Origin of the sequence: Burkholderia aenigmatica, assembly GCF_048627025.1 — a bacterium.
Taxonomy (GTDB): Bacteria; Pseudomonadota; Gammaproteobacteria; order Burkholderiales; family Burkholderiaceae; genus Burkholderia; species Burkholderia aenigmatica.
On the sequence record NZ_CP184468.1, the window covers coordinates 2608733 to 2627071 of the forward strand.

Annotated in this window: 17 protein-coding genes and 1 tRNA gene; 3 read left to right on the forward strand and 15 right to left on the reverse strand. The window is 64.8% G+C overall.

The window, feature by feature from the left end:
• Positions 1-12 precede the first annotated feature (12 nt).
• From ACN8ZM_RS12195 to ACN8ZM_RS12235, 9 genes are all read right to left on the reverse strand, one after another.
• Complete coding sequence (locus ACN8ZM_RS12195; RefSeq protein WP_006398799.1) at positions 13-492, reverse strand: NuoB/complex I 20 kDa subunit family protein; 480 nt, start codon at positions 490-492, stop codon at positions 13-15.
• Positions 493-554: 62 nt separating this feature from the next.
• Complete coding sequence (locus tag ACN8ZM_RS12200; protein ID WP_006398798.1) at positions 555-914, reverse strand: NADH-quinone oxidoreductase subunit A; 360 nt, start codon at positions 912-914, stop codon at positions 555-557.
• Positions 915-1067: 153 nt separating this feature from the next.
• A tRNA-Leu gene (locus ACN8ZM_RS12205) sits at positions 1068-1152 on the reverse strand.
• 112 nt (positions 1153-1264) lie between these two features.
• Positions 1265-1642, reverse strand: a complete 378-nt coding sequence (gene secG / locus ACN8ZM_RS12210) for a preprotein translocase subunit SecG (RefSeq protein WP_174951394.1) — start codon at positions 1640-1642, stop codon at positions 1265-1267.
• Between the two features lie 72 nt (positions 1643-1714).
• A complete protein-coding gene (tpiA, locus tag ACN8ZM_RS12215; protein ID WP_043188854.1) occupies positions 1715-2470 on the reverse strand; it encodes a triose-phosphate isomerase in 756 nt (251 codons plus the stop codon).
• Between the two features lie 141 nt (positions 2471-2611).
• Entirely contained in the window at positions 2612-3631 is a 1020-nt protein-coding gene (locus ACN8ZM_RS12220) for an NAD(P)H-quinone oxidoreductase (RefSeq protein WP_043188856.1), read from the reverse strand.
• 152 nt (positions 3632-3783) lie between these two features.
• Complete coding sequence (gene pnp / locus ACN8ZM_RS12225) at positions 3784-5931, reverse strand: polyribonucleotide nucleotidyltransferase (protein WP_043188858.1); 2148 nt, start codon at positions 5929-5931, stop codon at positions 3784-3786.
• Between the two features lie 290 nt (positions 5932-6221).
• Positions 6222-6491, reverse strand: a complete 270-nt coding sequence (rpsO, locus tag ACN8ZM_RS12230; RefSeq protein WP_043188860.1) for a 30S ribosomal protein S15 — start codon at positions 6489-6491, stop codon at positions 6222-6224.
• A 107-nt stretch (positions 6492-6598) separates the two neighbouring features.
• Positions 6599-7858: a branched-chain amino acid ABC transporter substrate-binding protein gene (locus ACN8ZM_RS12235; protein ID WP_420210049.1), complete on the reverse strand. Its 1260-nt coding sequence runs from the start codon at positions 7856-7858 to the stop codon at positions 6599-6601.
• 168 nt (positions 7859-8026) lie between these two features.
• Here ACN8ZM_RS12235 and ACN8ZM_RS12240 point away from each other — a divergent pair, with 168 nt between their 5' ends.
• The 3 genes from ACN8ZM_RS12240 (at position 8027) to ACN8ZM_RS12250 (ending at position 11153) form a co-directional block, all read left to right on the forward strand.
• Positions 8027-8539 carry a hypothetical protein gene (locus ACN8ZM_RS12240; RefSeq protein WP_043188863.1) on the forward strand — a complete coding sequence of 171 codons (513 nt, stop codon included), beginning with the start codon at positions 8027-8029 and terminating at the stop codon, positions 8537-8539.
• 383 nt (positions 8540-8922) lie between these two features.
• Complete coding sequence (locus ACN8ZM_RS12245; protein WP_043188864.1) at positions 8923-9564, forward strand: carbonic anhydrase; 642 nt, start codon at positions 8923-8925, stop codon at positions 9562-9564.
• 38 nt (positions 9565-9602) lie between these two features.
• A complete protein-coding gene (locus ACN8ZM_RS12250; protein ID WP_420210050.1) occupies positions 9603-11153 on the forward strand; it encodes a SulP family inorganic anion transporter in 1551 nt (516 codons plus the stop codon).
• Between the two features lie 72 nt (positions 11154-11225).
• On the opposite strand, the gene ACN8ZM_RS12255 is transcribed toward ACN8ZM_RS12250, so the two are convergent.
• From ACN8ZM_RS12255 to ACN8ZM_RS12280, 6 genes are all read right to left on the reverse strand, one after another.
• Positions 11226-12770 carry a 2-isopropylmalate synthase gene (locus tag ACN8ZM_RS12255; RefSeq protein ID WP_043188868.1) on the reverse strand — a complete coding sequence of 515 codons (1545 nt, stop codon included), beginning with the start codon at positions 12768-12770 and terminating at the stop codon, positions 11226-11228.
• A 315-nt stretch (positions 12771-13085) separates the two neighbouring features.
• A complete protein-coding gene (gene pssA / locus ACN8ZM_RS12260; protein ID WP_043188870.1) occupies positions 13086-13952 on the reverse strand; it encodes a CDP-diacylglycerol--serine O-phosphatidyltransferase in 867 nt (288 codons plus the stop codon).
• 15 nt (positions 13953-13967) lie between these two features.
• A complete protein-coding gene (locus tag ACN8ZM_RS12265; RefSeq protein ID WP_420210051.1) occupies positions 13968-14612 on the reverse strand; it encodes a phosphatidylserine decarboxylase in 645 nt (214 codons plus the stop codon).
• Between the two features lie 127 nt (positions 14613-14739).
• Positions 14740-15756, reverse strand: a complete 1017-nt coding sequence (gene ilvC / locus ACN8ZM_RS12270; protein WP_043188872.1) for a ketol-acid reductoisomerase — start codon at positions 15754-15756, stop codon at positions 14740-14742.
• 95 nt (positions 15757-15851) lie between these two features.
• Entirely contained in the window at positions 15852-16343 is a 492-nt protein-coding gene (gene ilvN, locus ACN8ZM_RS12275; RefSeq protein ID WP_011352712.1) for an acetolactate synthase small subunit, read from the reverse strand.
• A 111-nt stretch (positions 16344-16454) separates the two neighbouring features.
• Positions 16455-18218, reverse strand: a complete 1764-nt coding sequence (locus tag ACN8ZM_RS12280; protein WP_043188873.1) for an acetolactate synthase 3 catalytic subunit — start codon at positions 18216-18218, stop codon at positions 16455-16457.
• Positions 18219-18339 lie beyond the last annotated feature (121 nt).

The window sequence follows — 18339 nt, forward strand, 5'->3', positions numbered from 1 at the left end:
ACGCTCGGGGCTTTATTGACGGGCGATGGTATTGGTGCGGCGGATCTTCGCCTGAAGCTGGATCACGCCATAGACCAGCGCCTCGGCTGTGGGCGGACAGCCCGGCACGTAGACGTCGACCGGCACGATCCGGTCGCAGCCGCGGACCACCGAGTACGAGTAGTGGTAGTAGCCACCGCCGTTCGCGCACGACCCCATCGAGATCACCCAGCGCGGCTCGGCCATCTGGTCGTACACGCGACGGAGCGCGGGCGCCATCTTGTTGCAAAGCGTGCCGGCGACGATCATCACGTCCGACTGGCGCGGACTCGGGCGAAACACGACGCCGAACCGGTCCAGGTCGTAACGGGCCGCGCCCGCATGCATCATTTCGACGGCGCAACACGCGAGCCCGAACGTCATCGGCCACAGCGAGCCAGTACGCGTCCAGTTGATCAGCTTGTCAGCCGTCGTGGTGACAAACCCTTCCTTCAAGACCCCTTCGATACTCATTTGCTTTCCACTCCAGACGAGCGACCGAGCGTGGCCGCCCATGCAAACCGGCGATTAACCCATCACTCCCAGTCGAGGCCGCCTTTCTTCCAGATATAGGCAAAGCCCAGCAGGAATTCGAGCAGAAAAATCATCATTGCGATGAAACCCGGCCAGCCGATATCCCGGAGCGCGACGCCCCACGGAAACAGGAACGCGGTTTCGAGATCGAAGATGATGAACAGGATGGCGACGAGGTAGTACCGGACGTCGAATTTCATCCGGGCGTCTTCAAAGGCTTCGAAGCCGCACTCGTACGGTGCGTTCTTCTCGACGTCCGGCTTGTTGGGACCAAGGAGCTTGCCGATGCTGACCAGCGCTATACCTAAACCAGTGCCCACTAGGAGGAACAACAAGACGGGGTAATAGGCTGCGAGGTTCAAGGCAATCCTCTATCGGTTGGTTCTGAGCGTCCGGAGAATACCACTTCCGGCGGAAGGAATCATTTCGGAGTGCATGCAATCGCAAGACAACCGCAAGCACACCCCAGAAATGAAAAATGCCAGCCACTAGAAGCGGCTGGCATTGAGTAACTTTGGTGCCGACGGCGAGACTCGAACTCGCACAGCTTTCGCCACTACCCCCTCAAGATAGCGTGTCTACCAATTTCACCACGTCGGCACTGCATGCAACCGGGGTTGTAACTACTTGTTTCCCGCGAATCGCTTCAAGAATTAAATTCTAACCTGACTTCCAGAATTGTTCAACGCACAAACGCAAAAATTTTAACTTTTTATTTCGGGACGTCCTGGCCCGGCGCGCTTGCAGCCGAACCTGCGGCAGCGGATGCCGCGACAGCCGGTGCCGACGCTGCAGGCGCCGATGCCGGTGCGGTCGCAACCCCACCCAGCACGCCTGCCGACGGCGTCGACTTGTACGAACCGAGGTACGTCAGCGTGAGCGTCGCAACGAAGAAGATCGTTGCGAGAATGCCCGTCGTGCGCGACAGGAAGTTCGCCGAGCCCGTTGCACCGAACAGGCTGCCCGACGCGCCGCTGCCGAACGCAGCGCCCATGTCGGCACCCTTGCCGTGCTGCAGCAGCACGAGACCAATCACACCGAGTGCAGACAGCACCTGCACCACAATAATCAGCGTCTTGAATAACAGCATCACACCCACCCGAATGGATCAGGCGACCGGACCGACCGGCCGCCATCATGGTTCAATTCGATCGCAGACCGCTCAGCGCGCGGCCCGGCAGATCGCCAGGAAATCTTCCGCCTTCAGCGACGCGCCGCCGATCAGGCCACCGTCGATGTCCGGCTGCGCGAACAGCTCTTCCGCGTTGTCCGGCTTCACGCTGCCGCCGTACAGCACGGACACGTCCGCCGCGCCCTTTGCCGCGAGACGCGCACGCAGGAACGCGTGCACGTCCTGTGCCTGCGCCGACGTCGCGCTCTTGCCCGTGCCGATCGCCCAGACCGGCTCGTATGCGACGACGATGCGCTCAGCCTCGTCGGCCGTCAGCACGGCCAGCACTGCGTCGAGCTGCGCACCGACCACCTGCTCGGTCGCACCCGACTCGCGCTCGTCGAGCGTCTCGCCGACGCACACGACAGGCGTGAGCCCCGCCGCAAGTGCGCGCTGCGTCTTCGCCGCGACCGTCTCGTTGCGCTCGCCGTGATACGCGCGGCGCTCCGAGTGCCCGACGATCGCATAGCTCGCGCCGAACTCCGCGACCATCGCGGCCGCCACTTCACCGGTAAACGCGCCCTGCTCGTGCGCCGACACGTCCTGCGCACCCCAGGCGACACGGCCGCCGTCGAGCTGCGCCTGAACCTGCGCGAGATACGGGAACGGCACGCACACGCCGACCGACGTTTCGGCCGCCACCGCGCCCGCGCCCTGCACCACTTCGTTCAGCAACGCCTGGTTGCCGGCCAGCCGGCCGTGCATCTTCCAGTTGCCGATCACACGCTTAGTTCTCTGTTTCGACATCGTGTCTGTCTCGTCACCGCTTGGTCATTAACGCGCCGGAAACCGGCCGTCAGGTTTGATCTGGCGAAGCAAACCGGCGATTTTACTGCGCGCGGCTTGAACCGGTCAAACCGCGCATGTCAAGCCCGGCCGCATGGGCCGTCAGGCGTTCGTACCCCAATCGAGCACGATCTTGCCGGTGTGCTCGCTGCTTTCCATCAGCGCGTGCGCCTGCGCGGCGTCCGCGGCCGGCAATACGCGATAGATCACCGGCTTGATGCGGCCATCGGCAAGCAGCGGCCACACGCGCGACTTCAGTTGCGCAGCGATCTGCGCCTTGAACTCGACCGGACGCGGGCGCAGCGTCGAACCCGTGATCGTCAGCCGGCGACGCAGGATCTCGCCCAGGTTGACGTCGGCCTTCGCGCCGCCGAGCAGCGCGATCAGCACGAGACGGCCGCCATCCGCGAGCGCGGACAGCTCGCGCGGCACGTACGAGCCCGCCACCATGTCGAGGATCACGTCGACGCCGCGATCGTGCGTCAGCGACTTCACGACCTCGACGAAGTCTTCCGTCTTGTAGTTGATCGCGCGTTCGGCGCCGAGCGCCTCGCATGCGCGGCACTTGTCGGCGGTACCGGCCGTCGCGAACACGCGAAAGCCGAGCGCATGCGCGATCTGGATCGCCGTCACGCCGATGCCGCTCGAACCGCCCTGCACGAGCAGCGTTTCCTGCTCGCCGCCCTCGCCTGCGCCGAGCTGCGCACGGTCGAACACGTTGCTCCATACGGTGAAAAACGTTTCGGGCAGCGACGCGGCCTCGATATCGGTCAGTCCGTCGGGCACCGGCAGGCACTGCAGCAGCGGTGCGACCGCATACTCCGCATAGCCACCGCCCGCGAGCAGCGCGCACACGCGATCGCCCAGCTTCAGGCCGAACGGGTTCTGCGCGGCGTCGGACAGGTCGCCACCAACGATCTCGCCCGCGACCTCGAGGCCAGGCAGATCCGACGCACCCGGCGGCGGCGCATAGGCGCCCTTGCGCTGGAACACGTCAGGCCGGTTCACACCGGAAGCCGCCACCTTGATCAGCACTTCGCCGCGCTTCGGTTCGGGGCGCGGACGCTCCGCAAGCTTCAGCACGTCGGGGGCACCGAATTCGGTGATTTCGATGGCTTTCATGGTGATGGTCGCTCCAGGATCAGGATCGGAATCGGATGGCGCGCCCGCTTGCGGCACGGGCGCCTGACCGGCGCTGCTGCGCCGCACAACGATGCTACAGAAAAAACGGCCGGCACGCTTTCGCACTGCCGGCCGTTGGTCCGCCTGTCCGCTTACTGCTGCGGCGGCGTGTCCGACTGCGACGCCGCCGCTGCTTCATTCAGCAGCGCCTTCGCCGACAGACGCACACGACCCTTTTCGTCCGTCTGGATGACCTTGACCTTCACTTGCTGGCCTTCCTTCAGGTAGTCGTTGATGTCCTTCACACGCTCGTTGACGATTTCCGAGATGTGCAGCAGGCCATCCTTGCCCGGCAGCAGGTTCACGATCGCACCGAAATCGAGCAGCTTCAGAACCGTGCCTTCGTACACCTGGCCGACTTCGATTTCTGCCGTGATGTTCTCGATGCGCTTCTTCGCTTCGGCCATGCCGTCGCTGTTCGTGCTCGCGATCGTCACGACGCCGTCGTCGGAGATGTCGATGGTCGTGCCGGTTTCTTCCGTCAGCGCGCGGATCACCGAACCGCCCTTGCCGATCACATCGCGGATCTTTTCCGGGTTGATCTTGATCGTGATCATGCGCGGCGCGAATTCCGACAGTTGCGTGTTCGCACCCGAGACCGCCGACGTCATCTTGCCGAGGATGTGCATGCGGCCTTCCTTCGCTTGCGCGAGCGCGACCTGCATGATTTCCTTCGTGATGCCCTGGATCTTGATGTCCATCTGCAGTGCCGTCACGCCTTGCTCCGTGCCGGCCACCTTGAAGTCCATGTCGCCGAGGTGATCTTCGTCGCCGAGGATGTCGGTCAGCACCGCGAACTTGTTGCCTTCGAGGATCAGGCCCATCGCGATACCCGCGACGTGTGCCTTCATCGGCACGCCGGCGTCCATCAGCGCGAGGCAGCCGCCGCACACCGATGCCATCGACGACGAACCGTTCGATTCGGTGATTTCCGACACGACGCGGATCGAGTAGCCGAATTCATCGGCGCTCGGCAGGCACTTGACCAGCGCGCGCTTCGCGAGGCGGCCGTGGCCGATTTCGCGGCGCTTCGGCGAGCCGACGCGGCCCGTTTCGCCGGTCGCGAACGGGGGCATGTTGTAGTGGAGCATGAAGCGCTCGCGGTACTCGCCTTCGAGCGCGTCGATGATCTGCTCGTCACCCTTCGTGCCGAGCGTCGCGACGACCAGCGCCTGCGTCTCGCCACGCGTGAACAGCGCCGAGCCGTGGGTACGCGGCAGCACGCCGGTGCGGATCTCGATCGGGCGCACGGTGCGCGTGTCGCGGCCGTCGATACGCGGTTCGCCGTTCAGGATCTGCGAACGGACGATCTTGGCTTCGATGTCGAACAGCACGTTGCCGACCGTTGCCTTGTCGGCTGCGACCGTACCGGCTGCCAGCGCATCTTCCTCGAGCTTCGCCGAGGTTGCTGCGTAGACTTCCTTCAGCTTCGTCGAACGTGCCTGCTTGTCGCGGAGCTGGTAAGCAGCGAGCAGTTCGTTCTGTGCCAGCTCGGTCACGCGCGCGATCAGCGCTTCGTTCTTCGGTGCCGGCTGCCAGTCCCACTCGGGCTTGCCGCCTTCGCGCACCAGTTCGTGGATCGCGTCGATCGCGACCTGCATTTGCTCGTGACCGAACACCACGGCGCCCAGCATCACGTCTTCCGACAGTTGATCGGCTTCCGATTCAACCATCAGCACCGCACGTTCCGTACCGGCGACGACGAGGTCGAGGCTCGATGCCTTGATCTGGTCACGCGTCGGGTTCAGCACGTACGCGTTGTCGATGTAGGCCACGCGAGCGGCACCGACCGGGCCGTTGAACGGCAGGCCCGACACGGCGAGCGCAGCCGATGCGCCGATCAGCGCGGGGATGTCCGCCGGGATTTCCGGGTTCACGGACAGCACGTGGATCACGACCTGGACTTCGTTGTAGAAGCCTTCCGGGAACAGCGGGCGCAGCGGACGGTCGATCAGGCGCGACGTCAGCGTCTCATGCTCCGACGGACGGCCTTCGCGGCGGAAGAAGCCGCCCGGGATCTTGCCGGCCGAGTAGGTCTTCTCGAGGTAGTCGACGGTCAGCGGGAAGAAATCCTGACCCGGCTTCGCCGACTTCGCGCCGACGACGGTTGCCAGCACGACGGTGTCTTCGACGTCGACGATCACCGCACCGCTCGCCTGGCGAGCGACTTCACCGGTTTCGAGGCGCACCTTGTGCTGGCCCCACTGGAATTCCTTCACGACCTTGTTGAACATGGACATGGTTGCTCCTTTGAATTCATGCATTTCATTCGCCGCGCCGGCCATCCAGCACGGCGGCGTCCCGACCGAATCACCCGGAGCAAGGTGTGTTTTTTATGCCATTCCAGCGCGGCGCTCATGCAGCGACGCGCTGGAATGACACAAATCCTGCCCCGGAATCAGTCGTTGCGGCAGCCCCGCACGAACGTGCCGGACAGCCTGCGATGCGTGTGACGCTACGCACCGCGCAAAAACAAAATGCCTGTATCAGCGGACTGACACAGGCATCTTGCTGGCGGCAATCGCCTCGATTACTTACGCAGACCCAGCTTCTCGATCAGTGCGCGGTAACGGTCGGCATCCTTGCCCTTGAGGTAGTCGAGCAGCTTGCGGCGGCGGCTCACCATGCGCAGCAGGCCGCGGCGGCTGTGGTGATCCTTCGCGTGGGTCTTGAAGTGACCCGTCAGTTCGACGATACGTGCGGTCAGCAGAGCGACCTGGACTTCGGGCGACCCCGTGTCGTTGGTAGCGCGGGCGAACTGAGCAACAACTTCCGACTTCTTGATATCTGCAACAGACATGTGATTTCCTTTCTAACTGAACAGGCGGACACGGAAGAATGGCCGTGCCGTGACTTACAACCGGCGCGCATTGTAGCACAACTCCGCGCCGTTCTTACCGCCCCCTGTCACGGGCGCGTCATCGAGCACGTGGACGGTATCTCCGTGCGTTGCGCCGGCACCGCGAGCACCGTCCGGAAGCCGTAGCCCGAACCCTCGTTGTCGAAGCGCACGCCCGGCGTACCGACCTTGTCCATCTCCATTACATAAAGGGGCTGGATCAACTGGTGATCCTGCGCGCGCATCCGCGACGCGTGGAAGCCGTCGTCGAACGACAGGCCTTCGAGCGCGCGCGCAACCGCGACGGGGTCGGCCGACCCCGCGCGGTTCATCGCGGCGGCCAGCATCTCGACCATCAGGCTCATCCGGCGCACCGGATAGTCGTCCTGGGCGGCCGGAAAACGGTTCCGGAATGCGCGGTAGAACGCATCGGATTTCGCGCCGCCTGCGTTCGGGTGCCAGTCCGCCACGGCCACGACCCGCCCGACACCGGCGTCGCCGAGTGCCGCCGGCGCGCCGAGGCTGTTGCCGTAGAACGTATAGAACTTCGCATTGAGCCCCTGCTCGCGCGCCGCCTTCACGAGCAGCGTGAGATCGTTGCCCCAGTTGCCGGTCACGACGGCGTCGGCGCCGCTCGCGCGGATCTTCGCGATGTACGGCGAGAAATCCTTGATCCGGCCGATCGGATGGAATTCGTCGCCGGCGATCGTCACGTCGGGGCGCCGCGCGGCCAGCGCCTGCCGTGCGAGCGCGCTGACGTCGTGGCCGAAACTGTAGTCCTGGTTCAGCAGGTAGACCTTGCGCAGCGCACGGTCGCGCGCCATCACGTCCGCAAGCGCGGCCATCCGCATGCCCGCGTGTGCATCGAAGCGGAAATGCCAGAAACTGCAGCGCGCGCCGGTCAGCGCCGGATCGTCGGCTGAATAGTTGAGGAACAGCATCCGGTTGTCCGGATCGCGCCCGTTCAGCTTGTCGAGTGCCACGACGAGCGCGGCTGCGACGGCCGAGCTGTTGCCCTGCGTGACGAACCCGATATGGCGGTCCGCGGCCGCGCGCAACTGCACGAGCGCCTCCTCGGGGCTGCCCTTGCTGTCGAGCACGACCAGTTCGAGCGGATGCGCGCCGTCGCGCAGCTTCACGCCGCCGGCCGCGTTGACCTGCTCGACGCCGAAGCGCAGGTTGCGCTCGACTGCCGCACCCGCGTTCGCGAACGGGCCTGACATCCCTTCGATCAACGCGATCCGCACCGGCTCGCCGCCGGCAAACGCGGACGACACCAGCATCCAACCCGCGCTCAACGCGAGCGCGCACCGCTTCCACCCCTGCATCGGCCACCTGCCCTTCAATCTGCCCGAGAACCGCGGATCATAGGCCGGCGCCCGTGCCGCCCGCAAGCGCGACGGCGCCGGCGATCCGCACCGATTTTTTCCGCACGATGCGCGGCCGTGCGCCGTCCGTGATAAAACGGGAATTGTTTCCGTGTCCGGGAGAATCCCATGCGCATTCGCATTACCGCGCGCGTGCCGGTGCTGCTTGCCAGCGCTGCCGCGCTGCTGGCCGGTTGCGCGCAACCGTGGCAGCAATACCAGGCCGGCCAGGACGAGTCGGCGATCGTCGCGCGCATGGGCCCGCCGCGCGAGATCTACGACCTGCCCGGCGGCGGCAAGCGCCTGATGTGGCCGACCCAGCCGATGGGCGAAGTCACCGTCGCGGCCGACGTCGACGCGGCCCACAAGATCGTCAACGTACGCCAGGTCCTGCAGCCGAGCGAGTTCTATCGCGCGGAGATCGGCAAGTGGACGAAGACCGACGTCCTCGTCAACTTCGGACGCCCCGTCGAGACGTCCTACTTCCCGCTGATGAAGCGCGAGGTGTGGACCTATCGGTATCTCGAGGACAACGTCTGGTACATGATGTACAGCTTCTACTTCGATCCGCAGGGCATCCTGCGCATCACGCAGAAAACGCCCGACCCGCTGCACGACCCCGACCGCCGCAACCTGTTCTGACCGATTACGCATCGGCGCGCAATTTTCAACATGGCCATTCACGAATCATTGCGTGAATGGCCATTTCGTTTTTTCCGCTCTTCTATTTAATTCGGCAAATACGACGGAAATCTTTTCCGATCGATGACAAGCCGATGGCAATACGCTGACATCCCCGTCATGCGGGCCTTTGCGCGGAAACAGGCACACGCCGTGCATGTCATGCGGCGAAATGGTGCACGCAATGCACTACGCCAAATCAATTTGAAACAAATTGTTTCAGCACCCCCGAAGTGCTAGGGCATACCCCTAATATCAGTCGAAACCAAACCTTTCAATTTAGAAAGAATGCCATTGCGTCATTTCTGCCGATATTCGTTTGCCTTTATCACAAAGGAGTCCTCATGAATCGCCCCAAGAGCATGCTGGTTGCCAACATCGCCTGGGCCCGCGAAACGCGCGAATACACGCCCGGCTTCTTCGACGCGCTCGCGCGCGGCCAGAACCCGCGCGTGCTGTGGATCGGCTGCGCCGACAGCCGTGTGCCGGCCGAAACCATCACGCACTGCGCACCCGGCGAGCTGTTCGTCCATCGCAACATCGCGAACCTGTTCCATCCCGACGACGACAATTCCGCCAGCGTGCTCGAGTACGCGGTGCGCGTGCTGCAGGTCGACCACGTGATCGTGTGCGGGCACTACGGATGCGGCGGCGTACGCGCGTCGCTGCTGCCGCCGCCGTCCGACCTGCCGCACGTCGCACGCCGTATCGCACCGCTCTGCGCGCTCGCGCGGCGCCATCGCGACACGCTGGACGGGCTCGACGACACGGCCGCCGCCGACCGCCTCGCCGAACTCAACGTGCTTGAACAGGTGCGGCTGCTGCGCACGTCCCCGATCGTGCAGGGCCGCGAACGGCCGCCGCTCGTGCATGGCTGGATCTTTTCGCTCGCCGACGGCCGCCTGCTGGAGCTCGATTCCGGCTACACGACTCAGCCCGTCGACGTCGAACCGGCGCAGGCCGCGACGGCCGACGCGCTCGGCTGACCCACCCCGCCCCCAAAGCCCATGAAATCGCCCCAACCATGAAACTGAACGAGCGCCTGTCCACCCTGCCGCGCGACATCGTCGCCGGCGTCGTCGTTTTCCTCGTCGCGCTGCCGCTGTGCCTCGGCATCGCCAATGCATCCGGCGTCGAACCGTTCGCCGGGCTCGTGTCCGGCATCGTCGGCGGGATCGTCGTCGCACTGCTGAGCGGCTCGTCGCTGTCCGTCAGCGGGCCGGCCGCCGGCCTCGTCGTAATCGTCGTCGAAGGGATCGCCCAACTCGGCAGCTTCTCCGCGTTCCTGCTCGCGGTCCTGCTGTCCGGCGTACTGCAGTTCGGGTTCGGCATGCTGCGCGCCGGCCGCTTCGCCGCCTATGTGCCGTCGCCCGTCATCAAGGGCATGCTCGCCGCAATCGGCCTGCTGCTGATCGTGAAGCAGGTTCCGTTCGCGTTCGGTATCGGCGGCTCGACTGCGCAATCGTTTGCGAGCTGGCCAGGCCTGCCGGTCGCGTGGGCCGCCACGGCCATCGCGCTCGCCTCGCTCGCGCTGCTGGTCGCGTGGGACGCGCCCGCGCTACGCCGCTTCGCGCTGGTGCGCTCGGTGCCGGCCCCGCTCGCGGTGGTCGTGCTGGGTATCGGCGCCACGCTGGTGCTGAGCGTCGTCGCACCGTCGGTCGCGCCGGGCGCCGCCCATCGCGTGACGCTGCCCGAACTCGGATCGTTCGCGGCCTTCGCGGCGTCGCTCAAGCATGCGGAGCTCGGGCCGAACTTCGCGCAGCTCGTCAATCCGGACGTGTGGCGCGTCGCGATCACGCTTGCGGTCGTCGCGAGTCTCGAGACGCTGCTGAGCCTCGAAGCGGTCGAGCAGATCGACCCGAAGCGCCGGCCGACCCAGCCCGATCGCGAACTCAAGGCCCAGGGCGTCGGCAATCTCGTCGCGGGCGCGGTCGGCGGGCTGCCGATCACGTCGGTGATCGTGCGCAGCTCGGTGAACGTCAATGCGGGCGCACAGAGCCGGATGTCGGCGATCGTCCACGGGATGCTGCTGCTCGCGAGCGTGTTCGCGCTCACCGGCCTGATCAACCTGATCCCGCTCGCGAGCCTGGCCGCGATCCTGATCCACACCGGCTTCAAGCTCGCGAAACCGGCCCTGTTCCGCGCGGTGATGAAACAGGGCCCGGCCGCGTTCGTGCCGTTCGCCGCGACCATCGCCGGCGTACTCGCGGTCGACCTGCTGTTCGGCATCGCGCTCGGCCTCGCGTGCAGCGTGCTGGCAGTCGCCGTCGCGAACCTGAAGAGCCCCGTCACGCTCGCGCAGCACGACGACCACTTCCTGCTGTCGTTCCGCAAGGACGTGTCGTTTCTAGGCAAGGTCCAGGTCAAGCACCACCTGCGGCACATTCCCGACCGGGCCGCGGTGATCATCGACGCAACGCGCGCCGACTACATCGATCACGATGTGCTCGAACTGCTCGACGCGTTCGTCGCCGATGCGCCGCGACGCGGCATCGCGGTCGAGTTCCGGCGGCGCAGCCCGGCGCCGCGCACGGCCGCGCGCCGCTGGCTGTTCCGCGCGCCGGCCGCCGAATGAGCGGCGCATGAAAAAACGCCCCGGCGGCACAGGGCCGCACGGGGCGTTTCGGCGATGCGCAATGCGCGGCGCTTATGCGCGCTGCGGATTGAGCTTGTCGTCCTTCGAATGCAGCTTGTTCAGTGCGGAGATGTACGCCTTGGCAGACGCAGCGACGATGTCCGGATCGGTGCCGACGCCGTTGACGATCCGCCCGCTCTTCGACAGCCGGACAGTCACCTCGCCCTGCGCCTGCGTCCCGGTCGTGATCGCGTTCACCGAGTACAGCAGCAGCTCGGAACCGCTGCCGACTTCGCTCTCGATCGCATTGAACGTCGCATCGACCGGACCGTTGCCGCGGGCCTCGCCGGTCACTTCCTTGCCTTCGACCCCGAACACGACCTTCGCGTGCGGCTGCTCGCCCGTTTCCGAGTGCTGCGACAGCGACACGAACTTGAAGTGCTCCTGCTCGTGCGCGAGCGCCGACTCCTCGGACACGATCGCGATGATGTCCTCGTCGAAGATCTCGGCCTTGCGGTCGGCCAGATCCTTGAAGCGCATGAACGCGGCGTTCAGTTCGCTTTCGCTGTCGAGCGACACGCCGAGCTCCTGCAGGCGCTGCTTGAACGCGTTACGACCCGACAGCTTGCCGAGCACGATCTTGTTCGCGGTCCAGCCCACGTCTTCCGCACGCATGATCTCGTAGGTGTCGCGCGCCTTCAGCACGCCGTCCTGGTGGATGCCCGATGCGTGCGCGAACGCGTTCGCACCGACCACCGCCTTGTTCGGCTGCACGACGAACCCGGTGATCTGCGACACGAGCTTCGACGTCGGCACGATCTGCGACGTGTCGATGCCGACGTCGAGACCGAAGTAGTCCTTGCGCGTCTTCACGGCCATCACGATTTCTTCGAGCGACGTGTTGCCCGCGCGCTCGCCGAGACCGTTGATCGTGCACTCGACCTGACGCGCACCGCCGATCTTCACGCCGGCGAGCGAGTTCGCGACGGCCATCCCGAGGTCGTTATGGCAGTGCACCGAGAAGATCGCCTTGTCCGAATTCGGAATGCGTTCGCGCAGCGTCTTCACGAGGTTGCCGTAGAGCTCCGGCACGCCATAGCCGACCGTGTCGGCGATGTTGATCGTCGTCGCGCCTTCGGCGATCACGGCTTCCAGCACGCGGCACAGGAAGTCGAGATCCGAACGGCTGCCGTCTTCCGGCGAGAATTCGACGTTGTCGGTGAACTTGCGCGCGAAGCGCACCGCGAGACGCGCCTGCTCGAACACCTGGTCCGGCGTCATGCGCAGCTTCTTCTCCATGTGCAGCGGCGACGTCGCGATGAACGTGTGGATCCGCGCGCTGTTGGCCGGCTTCAGTGCGTCAGCCGCACGCTGGATGTCCTTGTCGTTGGCGCGCGCCAGCGAGCAGATCGTGCTGTCCTTCACGAGACCGGCGATCGTGTGGATCGCGTCGAAATCGCCGTTCGAGCTGGCCGCGAAGCCGGCCTCGATCACGTCGACCTTCATCCGCTCGAGATGCTTCGCGATGCGGATTTTCTCTTCCTTCGTCATCGACGCACCGGGCGATTGTTCACCGTCACGCAACGTCGTATCGAAAATGATCAGCTTGTCTGTCATGGGGGGCTCCAGGGCTCTTTATACGGAAATCAAACGTAATGAGATCGCGCCACCGCTGGCGACGCTCAACAACAGACGAGGCTTGACGGGGGGCGAGAACGGTCAGCGCGGCAGGCGCGCCAAAGCTAGCGCGCGTAGCGGCGCACCGGCTAGAAGGAGGGAGAGGCGGGGAAATGCGGTCATGCCGAAGACTATAGCGGCATTCCGCTGGGTGCGCAATCGGACGGCACCCGGGGCTTGCGGCGGCCCGGCTCGAAACAGGGGCAAAAGAAAACGGCGGCCTGGAGGCCGCCGTTTCCGGGCGAAAAACCCGCGTCAGTGATCGCGCTGCGACGAGCGCGCCGGATTCGCGCGCCCACGCACGGCCTGGTAGGCCCAGAACACGTAGCCGGACAGCCCGTACAGCACGAACAGGCAGAACAGCATCAGCGGCGGATCGGACGACACCAGCACGAACGCGACGACGACCAGCAGGATCGCCGCGAACGGCACGCGGTGCCGCACGTCGAGTGCCTTGCCGCTGTAGAACGGCGCGTTCGACACCATCGTCACGCCCGCGTAAATCGTCAGCGCGAACGCGACCCACGGCAGCCAGCCGAGCTTCATCGGCACGCGGTTGTCGGTGGCGAGCCACACGAAGCCGGCGATCAGCGCGGCGGCCGCCGGGCTCGGCAGCCCCTGGAAGAAACGCTTGTCGACGCTGCCGATGTTCGTGTTGAAACGCGCGAGCCGCAGCGCGGCGCCCGAGCAATAGACGAATGCGGCGAGCCAGCCCCAGCGGCCGAGATCCTTCAGCACCCACTCGTACATCACGAGCGCGGGCGCGACGCCGAACGACACCATGTCCGACAGGCTGTCGAACTGCTCGCCGAACGCGCTCTGCGTATGCGTCATGCGCGCAACGCGCCCGTCCATCCCGTCGAGCACCATCGCGACGAAGATCGCGATCGCGGCGATCTCGAAGCGCACGTTCATCGCCTGCACGACCGCGAAGAAGCCGCAGAACAGCGCGGCGGTCGTGAACGCGTTCGGCAGCAGATAGATGCCGCGCGTCTTCAGGAACCGCTGGCGTGCAGCACGGCGGCTCTCGATGGGCACCGGATCGGGCGCCATCACCTTGTTGCGGCGGAACGGGCGTGGCGTCTGGCCGTTGCGCGGCCGACGCGGTTTGAATGCGGCCATCGTGCGCCCCGCCGCTTACTGTTCGAGCTCGGCGAGGATCGTCGACGACGCGTAGACCTTCTCGCCGATCGACACCTTCGCGCGGCTGCCGACCGGCAGGTACACGTCGACGCGCGAACCGAAGCGGATGAAACCGTAACGCTGGCCGCGCGACAGCGGTTCGCCGGCGCGCACGTAGCAGAGGATCCGGCGTGCGACGAGGCCCGCGATCTGCACGGCGGTCACGGTCTTGCCGCTCGCCGTCTGGATCACGACCGCATTGCGCTCGTTCTCGGTCGACGCCTTGTCGATCGCCGCGTTCAGGAACGCGCCCGGGAAGTACTCGACCTTGGAGATCGCGCCATCGACCGGCGAACGCTGCGAATGGACGTTGAAGACATTCATGAACACGCTGATCTTCAGCGCTTCGCGGTTCGCGTACGGGTCCTGCGCGGTCTCGACCGCCACGATGCGGCCGTCCGCCGGGCACAGCACCGCATTCGGCTGCGCCGGGATCGGGCGCTGCGGATCGCGGAAGAACTGGACGACGAAGACGAGCAGCAGCCAGAACGGCCACGCGAAGCCGAAGCCCCCGACGGCATGGATCAACAACGCGATGACGGCTGCAATCGCGATGAACGGCCAGCCTTCGCGCGCGATGATCGGATGAGGATAGTTCATGGATTCGTTCTGTGTTCGGTGAATTGCAAAGCCCGTAGGATAGCAAAAGCCGCCCGGGGCACTGCTGCCTTCGGGCGGCTTTTTGGTACCGGCCCTCTATTCGAGGGGCCGGAACAGCTCGCGGAGCTTAGTTCTTCGTCTGGTCGACGAGCTTGTTCTTCGCGATCCACGGCATCATTGCGCGCAGCTTCGAGCCGACCTGCTCGATCTGGTGCTCGGCCGTCAGGCGGCGGCGCGACTGCAGCGTCGGTGCGCCTGCCTTGTTCTCGAGAATGAAGCTCTTCGCGTACTCGCCCGTCTGGATGTCGGTCAGGCACTGCTTCATCGCCTTCTTCGTCTCTTCCGTGACGATGCGCGGGCCCGTCACGTACTCGCCGTACTCGGCGTTGTTCGAGATCGAGTAGTTCATGTTCGCGATGCCGCCTTCGTAGATCAGGTCGACGATCAGCTTCAGTTCGTGCAGGCACTCGAAGTACGCCATTTCCGGCGCGTAGCCTGCTTCGACCAGCGTCTCGAAGCCAGCCTTGATCAGCTCGACGGTACCGCCGCACAGCACGGCCTGCTCGCCGAACAGGTCGGTTTCGGTTTCTTCACGGAAGTTGGTTTCGATGATGCCTGCACGGCCGCCGCCGTTCGCTGCCGCGTACGACAGCGCGATGTCGCGTGCCGCGCCCGACTTGTTCTGCGCAACCGCGATCAGGTGCGGCACGCCGCCACCTTGCGAGTACGTGCCGCGAACCGTGTGGCCCGGTGCCTTCGGCGCGATCATGATCACGTCGAGGTCGGCACGCGGGATCACCGCGCCGTAGTGGACGTTGAAGCCGTGCGCGAATGCCAGCGCCGCGCCCTGCTTGATGTTCGCGTGGACTTCCTTCGCGTACACGTCGGCGATCTGCTCGTCCGGCAGCAGCATCATCACGACGTCGGCGCCCTTCACCGCTTCCGCGACTTCCTTGACCGACAGGCCGGCGTTTTCGGCCTTGCTCCACGACGCGCCGCCCTTGCGCAGGCCGACCGTCACGTTCACGCCGCTGTCCTTCAGGTTCAGCGCGTGTGCATGGCCTTGCGAGCCGTAGCCGATGATCGTGACTTGCTTGCCCTTGATGAGGGAGAGGTCAGCGTCTTTGTCGTAGAAAACGTTCATGATGGTTCCTTCGCTAATTCAAAAATTCAACAATTCGTTCGGATGGAGTACTGCGGGCCGGGACATGACGGCGCACCCGGCGTGCCTGTCTGGCATCACACCTTCAGGATGCGCTCGCCGCGTCCGATGCCGGAGCTGCCGGTGCGCACGGTCTCTAGGATCGCGCCCGCGTCCAGCCCCTGGATGAATGCGTCGAGCTTGTCGCTCGCGCCCGTCAATTCGATCGTGTAGGTCTTTTCGGTCACGTCGATGATGCGGCCGCGGAAAATGTCCGCCATCCGCTTCATTTCTTCGCGCTCCTTGCCCACTGCACGTACCTTGATCAGCATCAGCTCGCGTTCGATGTGTGCACCGTCGGTCAGGTCCACCACTTTCACCACCTCGATCAGGCGGTTCAGATGCTTCGTGATCTGTTCGATCACGTCGTCGGAGCCAATGGAAACGATGGTGAGCCGCGACAGCGATTGGTCTTCGGTCGGCGCCACCGTCAAGGTTTCGATGTTGTAGCCGCGTGCGGAAAACAGACCGACGACGCGCGACAGCGCGCCCGGTTCGTTCTCCAGCAGGACGGAAATGATGTGTCTCATGTTCGCTTCTTCCAGAATGTGTCCGTGTCGATTCACCCGCGCCGCGCGCCGCCGCATGCCGCTCCGCCCTTCGTGAAGGCGGGCCGCAGGGGCCGGGCGCGCGTCGCGCCGTTACAGATCTTCCGATCCGAGCAGCATCTCGGTGATGCCCTTGCCGGCCTGTACCATCGGCCAGACGTTTTCGGTCGGATCGGTCTGGAAGTCGAGAAACACGGTGCGGTCCTTCAGGCGCAGCGCTTCCTTCAGCGCCGGCTCCACATCCGAGGTCTTTTCGATCCGCATGCCGACGTGGCCGTATGCCTCGGCGAGCTTCACGAAATCAGGCAGCGCATCCATGTACGAATGCGAATAGCGCTTGCTGTATTCGATCTGCTGCCACTGGCGGACCATGCCGAGATAGCGGTTGTTCAGCGAAATGATCTTCACGGGCGTGTCGTACTGCAGGCAGGTCGACAGCTCCTGGATGCACATCTGGATCGAGCCTTCGCCCGTGATGCACAGCACGTCGTCGTCCGGGTGCGCCATCTTGACGCCCATCGCTGCCGGCAGGCCGAAGCCCATCGTGCCGAGGCCGCCGGAGTTGATCCAGCGACGCGGCTTGTTGAAACGGTAGAACTGCGCCGCCCACATCTGGTGCTGGCCGACGTCCGAGCACACGAACGCATTGCCGTCCGTCAGCTCCCACGCCTTCTCCACCACGTACTGCGGCTTGATGATCTCGCTTTCGCGGTCGTATTTCAGGCAGTCCTTCGAGCGCCAGCCCTCGATGTCCTTCCACCATTGCGCGAGCGCCTCGGTGTCGGGGCCATGCTCGGCCGTCTGCAGCTGCTCGATCAGCTCCTTCAGCACTTCCTTCACGTCGCCGACGATCGGGATGTCGACCTTCACACGCTTCGAGATCGACGACGGGTCGATGTCGATGTGGATGATCTTGCGCGGACGCGACGCGAAGTGCGCCGGATCGCCGATCACGCGGTCGTCGAAGCGGGCACCGATCGCGATCAGCACGTCGCAGTGCTGCATCGCCATGTTCGCTTCGTAGGTGCCGTGCATGCCGAGCATGCCGAGGAATTTCTTGTCCGACGCGCGATAGCCGCCGAGGCCCATCAGCGTGTTCGTGACCGGGTAGCCGAGCAGGTCCGCGAACTGGTTCAGTTCACGCGACGCGTCGGCGAGGATGATGCCACCACCCGTGTAGATGTACGGACGCTTCGCCGTCAGCAGCAGCGACACGGCCTTGCGGATCTGGCCCGAATGGCCCTTCGTGACGGGGTTGTACGAACGCAGCGACACGCTCTTGACGGGCTCGTACTGGCACGGCGTCTTCGAGATGTCTTTCGGGATGTCGATCAGCACCGGGCCCGGACGGCCGGTACGGGCGATATAGAACGCCTTCTTGACGGTTTCCGCGAGGTCGCGCACGTCCTTCACGAGGAAGTTGTGCTTCACGCACGGACGCGTGATGCCGACGGTGTCGCACTCCTGGAAGGCATCCTGGCCGATCGCGGCCGTGGGCACCTGGCCGCTGATCACGACCATCGGGATCGAATCCATGTACGCCGTGGCGATGCCGGTCACCGCATTGGTGACACCGGGGCCCGACGTCACGAGACAGACGCCGACATTGCCGGTGGAGCGCGCATACGCATCGGCTGCGTGCACGGCCGCCTGTTCGTGGCGCACCAGCACGTGCTGAATCTTGTCCTGCTTGTAAAGCTCGTCGTAGATGTAGAGTACCGAGCCGCCGGGGTAGCCCCAGATGAATTCGACGTTTTCATCGGCCAGTGCCTTCATGAGCACGGTACCGCCGATGGAGTCGCTATCGGGAGGGGAAAGGGGTTCCGACGTGGAGAATTCCGCGCTGGGCATGTTCATTTTGACCTTTCGAATTTTCGGCAAAAAATTGATCGGGTGCTCTCTGCCGGGCTTGTGGCTCGGGTTCAAGCGGCGCGTCCAGTTTGAAGGGCAGGCTTCTTGGGCCAGCCTCAAATGAGAC

What these genes read in the sequence shown, in the direction of transcription:
- ACN8ZM_RS12250 (WP_420210050.1), top strand. Translation starts at nt 9,603, where the DNA reads ATGAAACTGAACGAGCGCCTGTCCACCCTGCCGCGCGACATCGTCGCC.
- ACN8ZM_RS12265 (WP_420210051.1), bottom strand. Translation starts at nt 14,612, where the DNA reads ATGAACTATCCTCATCCGATCATCGCGCGCGAAGGCTGGCCGTTCATC.
- ACN8ZM_RS12220 (WP_043188856.1), bottom strand. Translation starts at nt 3,631, where the DNA reads ATGAAAGCCATCGAAATCACCGAATTCGGTGCCCCCGACGTGCTGAAG.
- tpiA (WP_043188854.1), bottom strand. Translation starts at nt 2,470, where the DNA reads ATGTCGAAACAGAGAACTAAGCGTGTGATCGGCAACTGGAAGATGCAC.
- ACN8ZM_RS12235 (WP_420210049.1), bottom strand. Translation starts at nt 7,858, where the DNA reads ATGCAGGGGTGGAAGCGGTGCGCGCTCGCGTTGAGCGCGGGTTGGATG.
- ACN8ZM_RS12280 (WP_043188873.1), bottom strand. Translation starts at nt 18,218, where the DNA reads ATGAACATGCCCAGCGCGGAATTCTCCACGTCGGAACCCCTTTCCCCT.
- ilvN (WP_011352712.1), bottom strand. Translation starts at nt 16,343, where the DNA reads ATGAGACACATCATTTCCGTCCTGCTGGAGAACGAACCGGGCGCGCTG.
- pssA (WP_043188870.1), bottom strand. Translation starts at nt 13,952, where the DNA reads ATGGCCGCATTCAAACCGCGTCGGCCGCGCAACGGCCAGACGCCACGC.
- ilvC (WP_043188872.1), bottom strand. Translation starts at nt 15,756, where the DNA reads ATGAACGTTTTCTACGACAAAGACGCTGACCTCTCCCTCATCAAGGGC.
- ACN8ZM_RS12195 (WP_006398799.1), bottom strand. Translation starts at nt 492, where the DNA reads ATGAGTATCGAAGGGGTCTTGAAGGAAGGGTTTGTCACCACGACGGCT.
- ACN8ZM_RS12245 (WP_043188864.1), top strand. Translation starts at nt 8,923, where the DNA reads ATGAATCGCCCCAAGAGCATGCTGGTTGCCAACATCGCCTGGGCCCGC.
- ACN8ZM_RS12255 (WP_043188868.1), bottom strand. Translation starts at nt 12,770, where the DNA reads ATGACAGACAAGCTGATCATTTTCGATACGACGTTGCGTGACGGTGAA.
- pnp (WP_043188858.1), bottom strand. Translation starts at nt 5,931, where the DNA reads ATGTCCATGTTCAACAAGGTCGTGAAGGAATTCCAGTGGGGCCAGCAC.
- ACN8ZM_RS12240 (WP_043188863.1), top strand. Translation starts at nt 8,027, where the DNA reads ATGCGCATTCGCATTACCGCGCGCGTGCCGGTGCTGCTTGCCAGCGCT.
- secG (WP_174951394.1), bottom strand. Translation starts at nt 1,642, where the DNA reads ATGCTGTTATTCAAGACGCTGATTATTGTGGTGCAGGTGCTGTCTGCA.
- rpsO (WP_043188860.1), bottom strand. Translation starts at nt 6,491, where the DNA reads ATGTCTGTTGCAGATATCAAGAAGTCGGAAGTTGTTGCTCAGTTCGCC.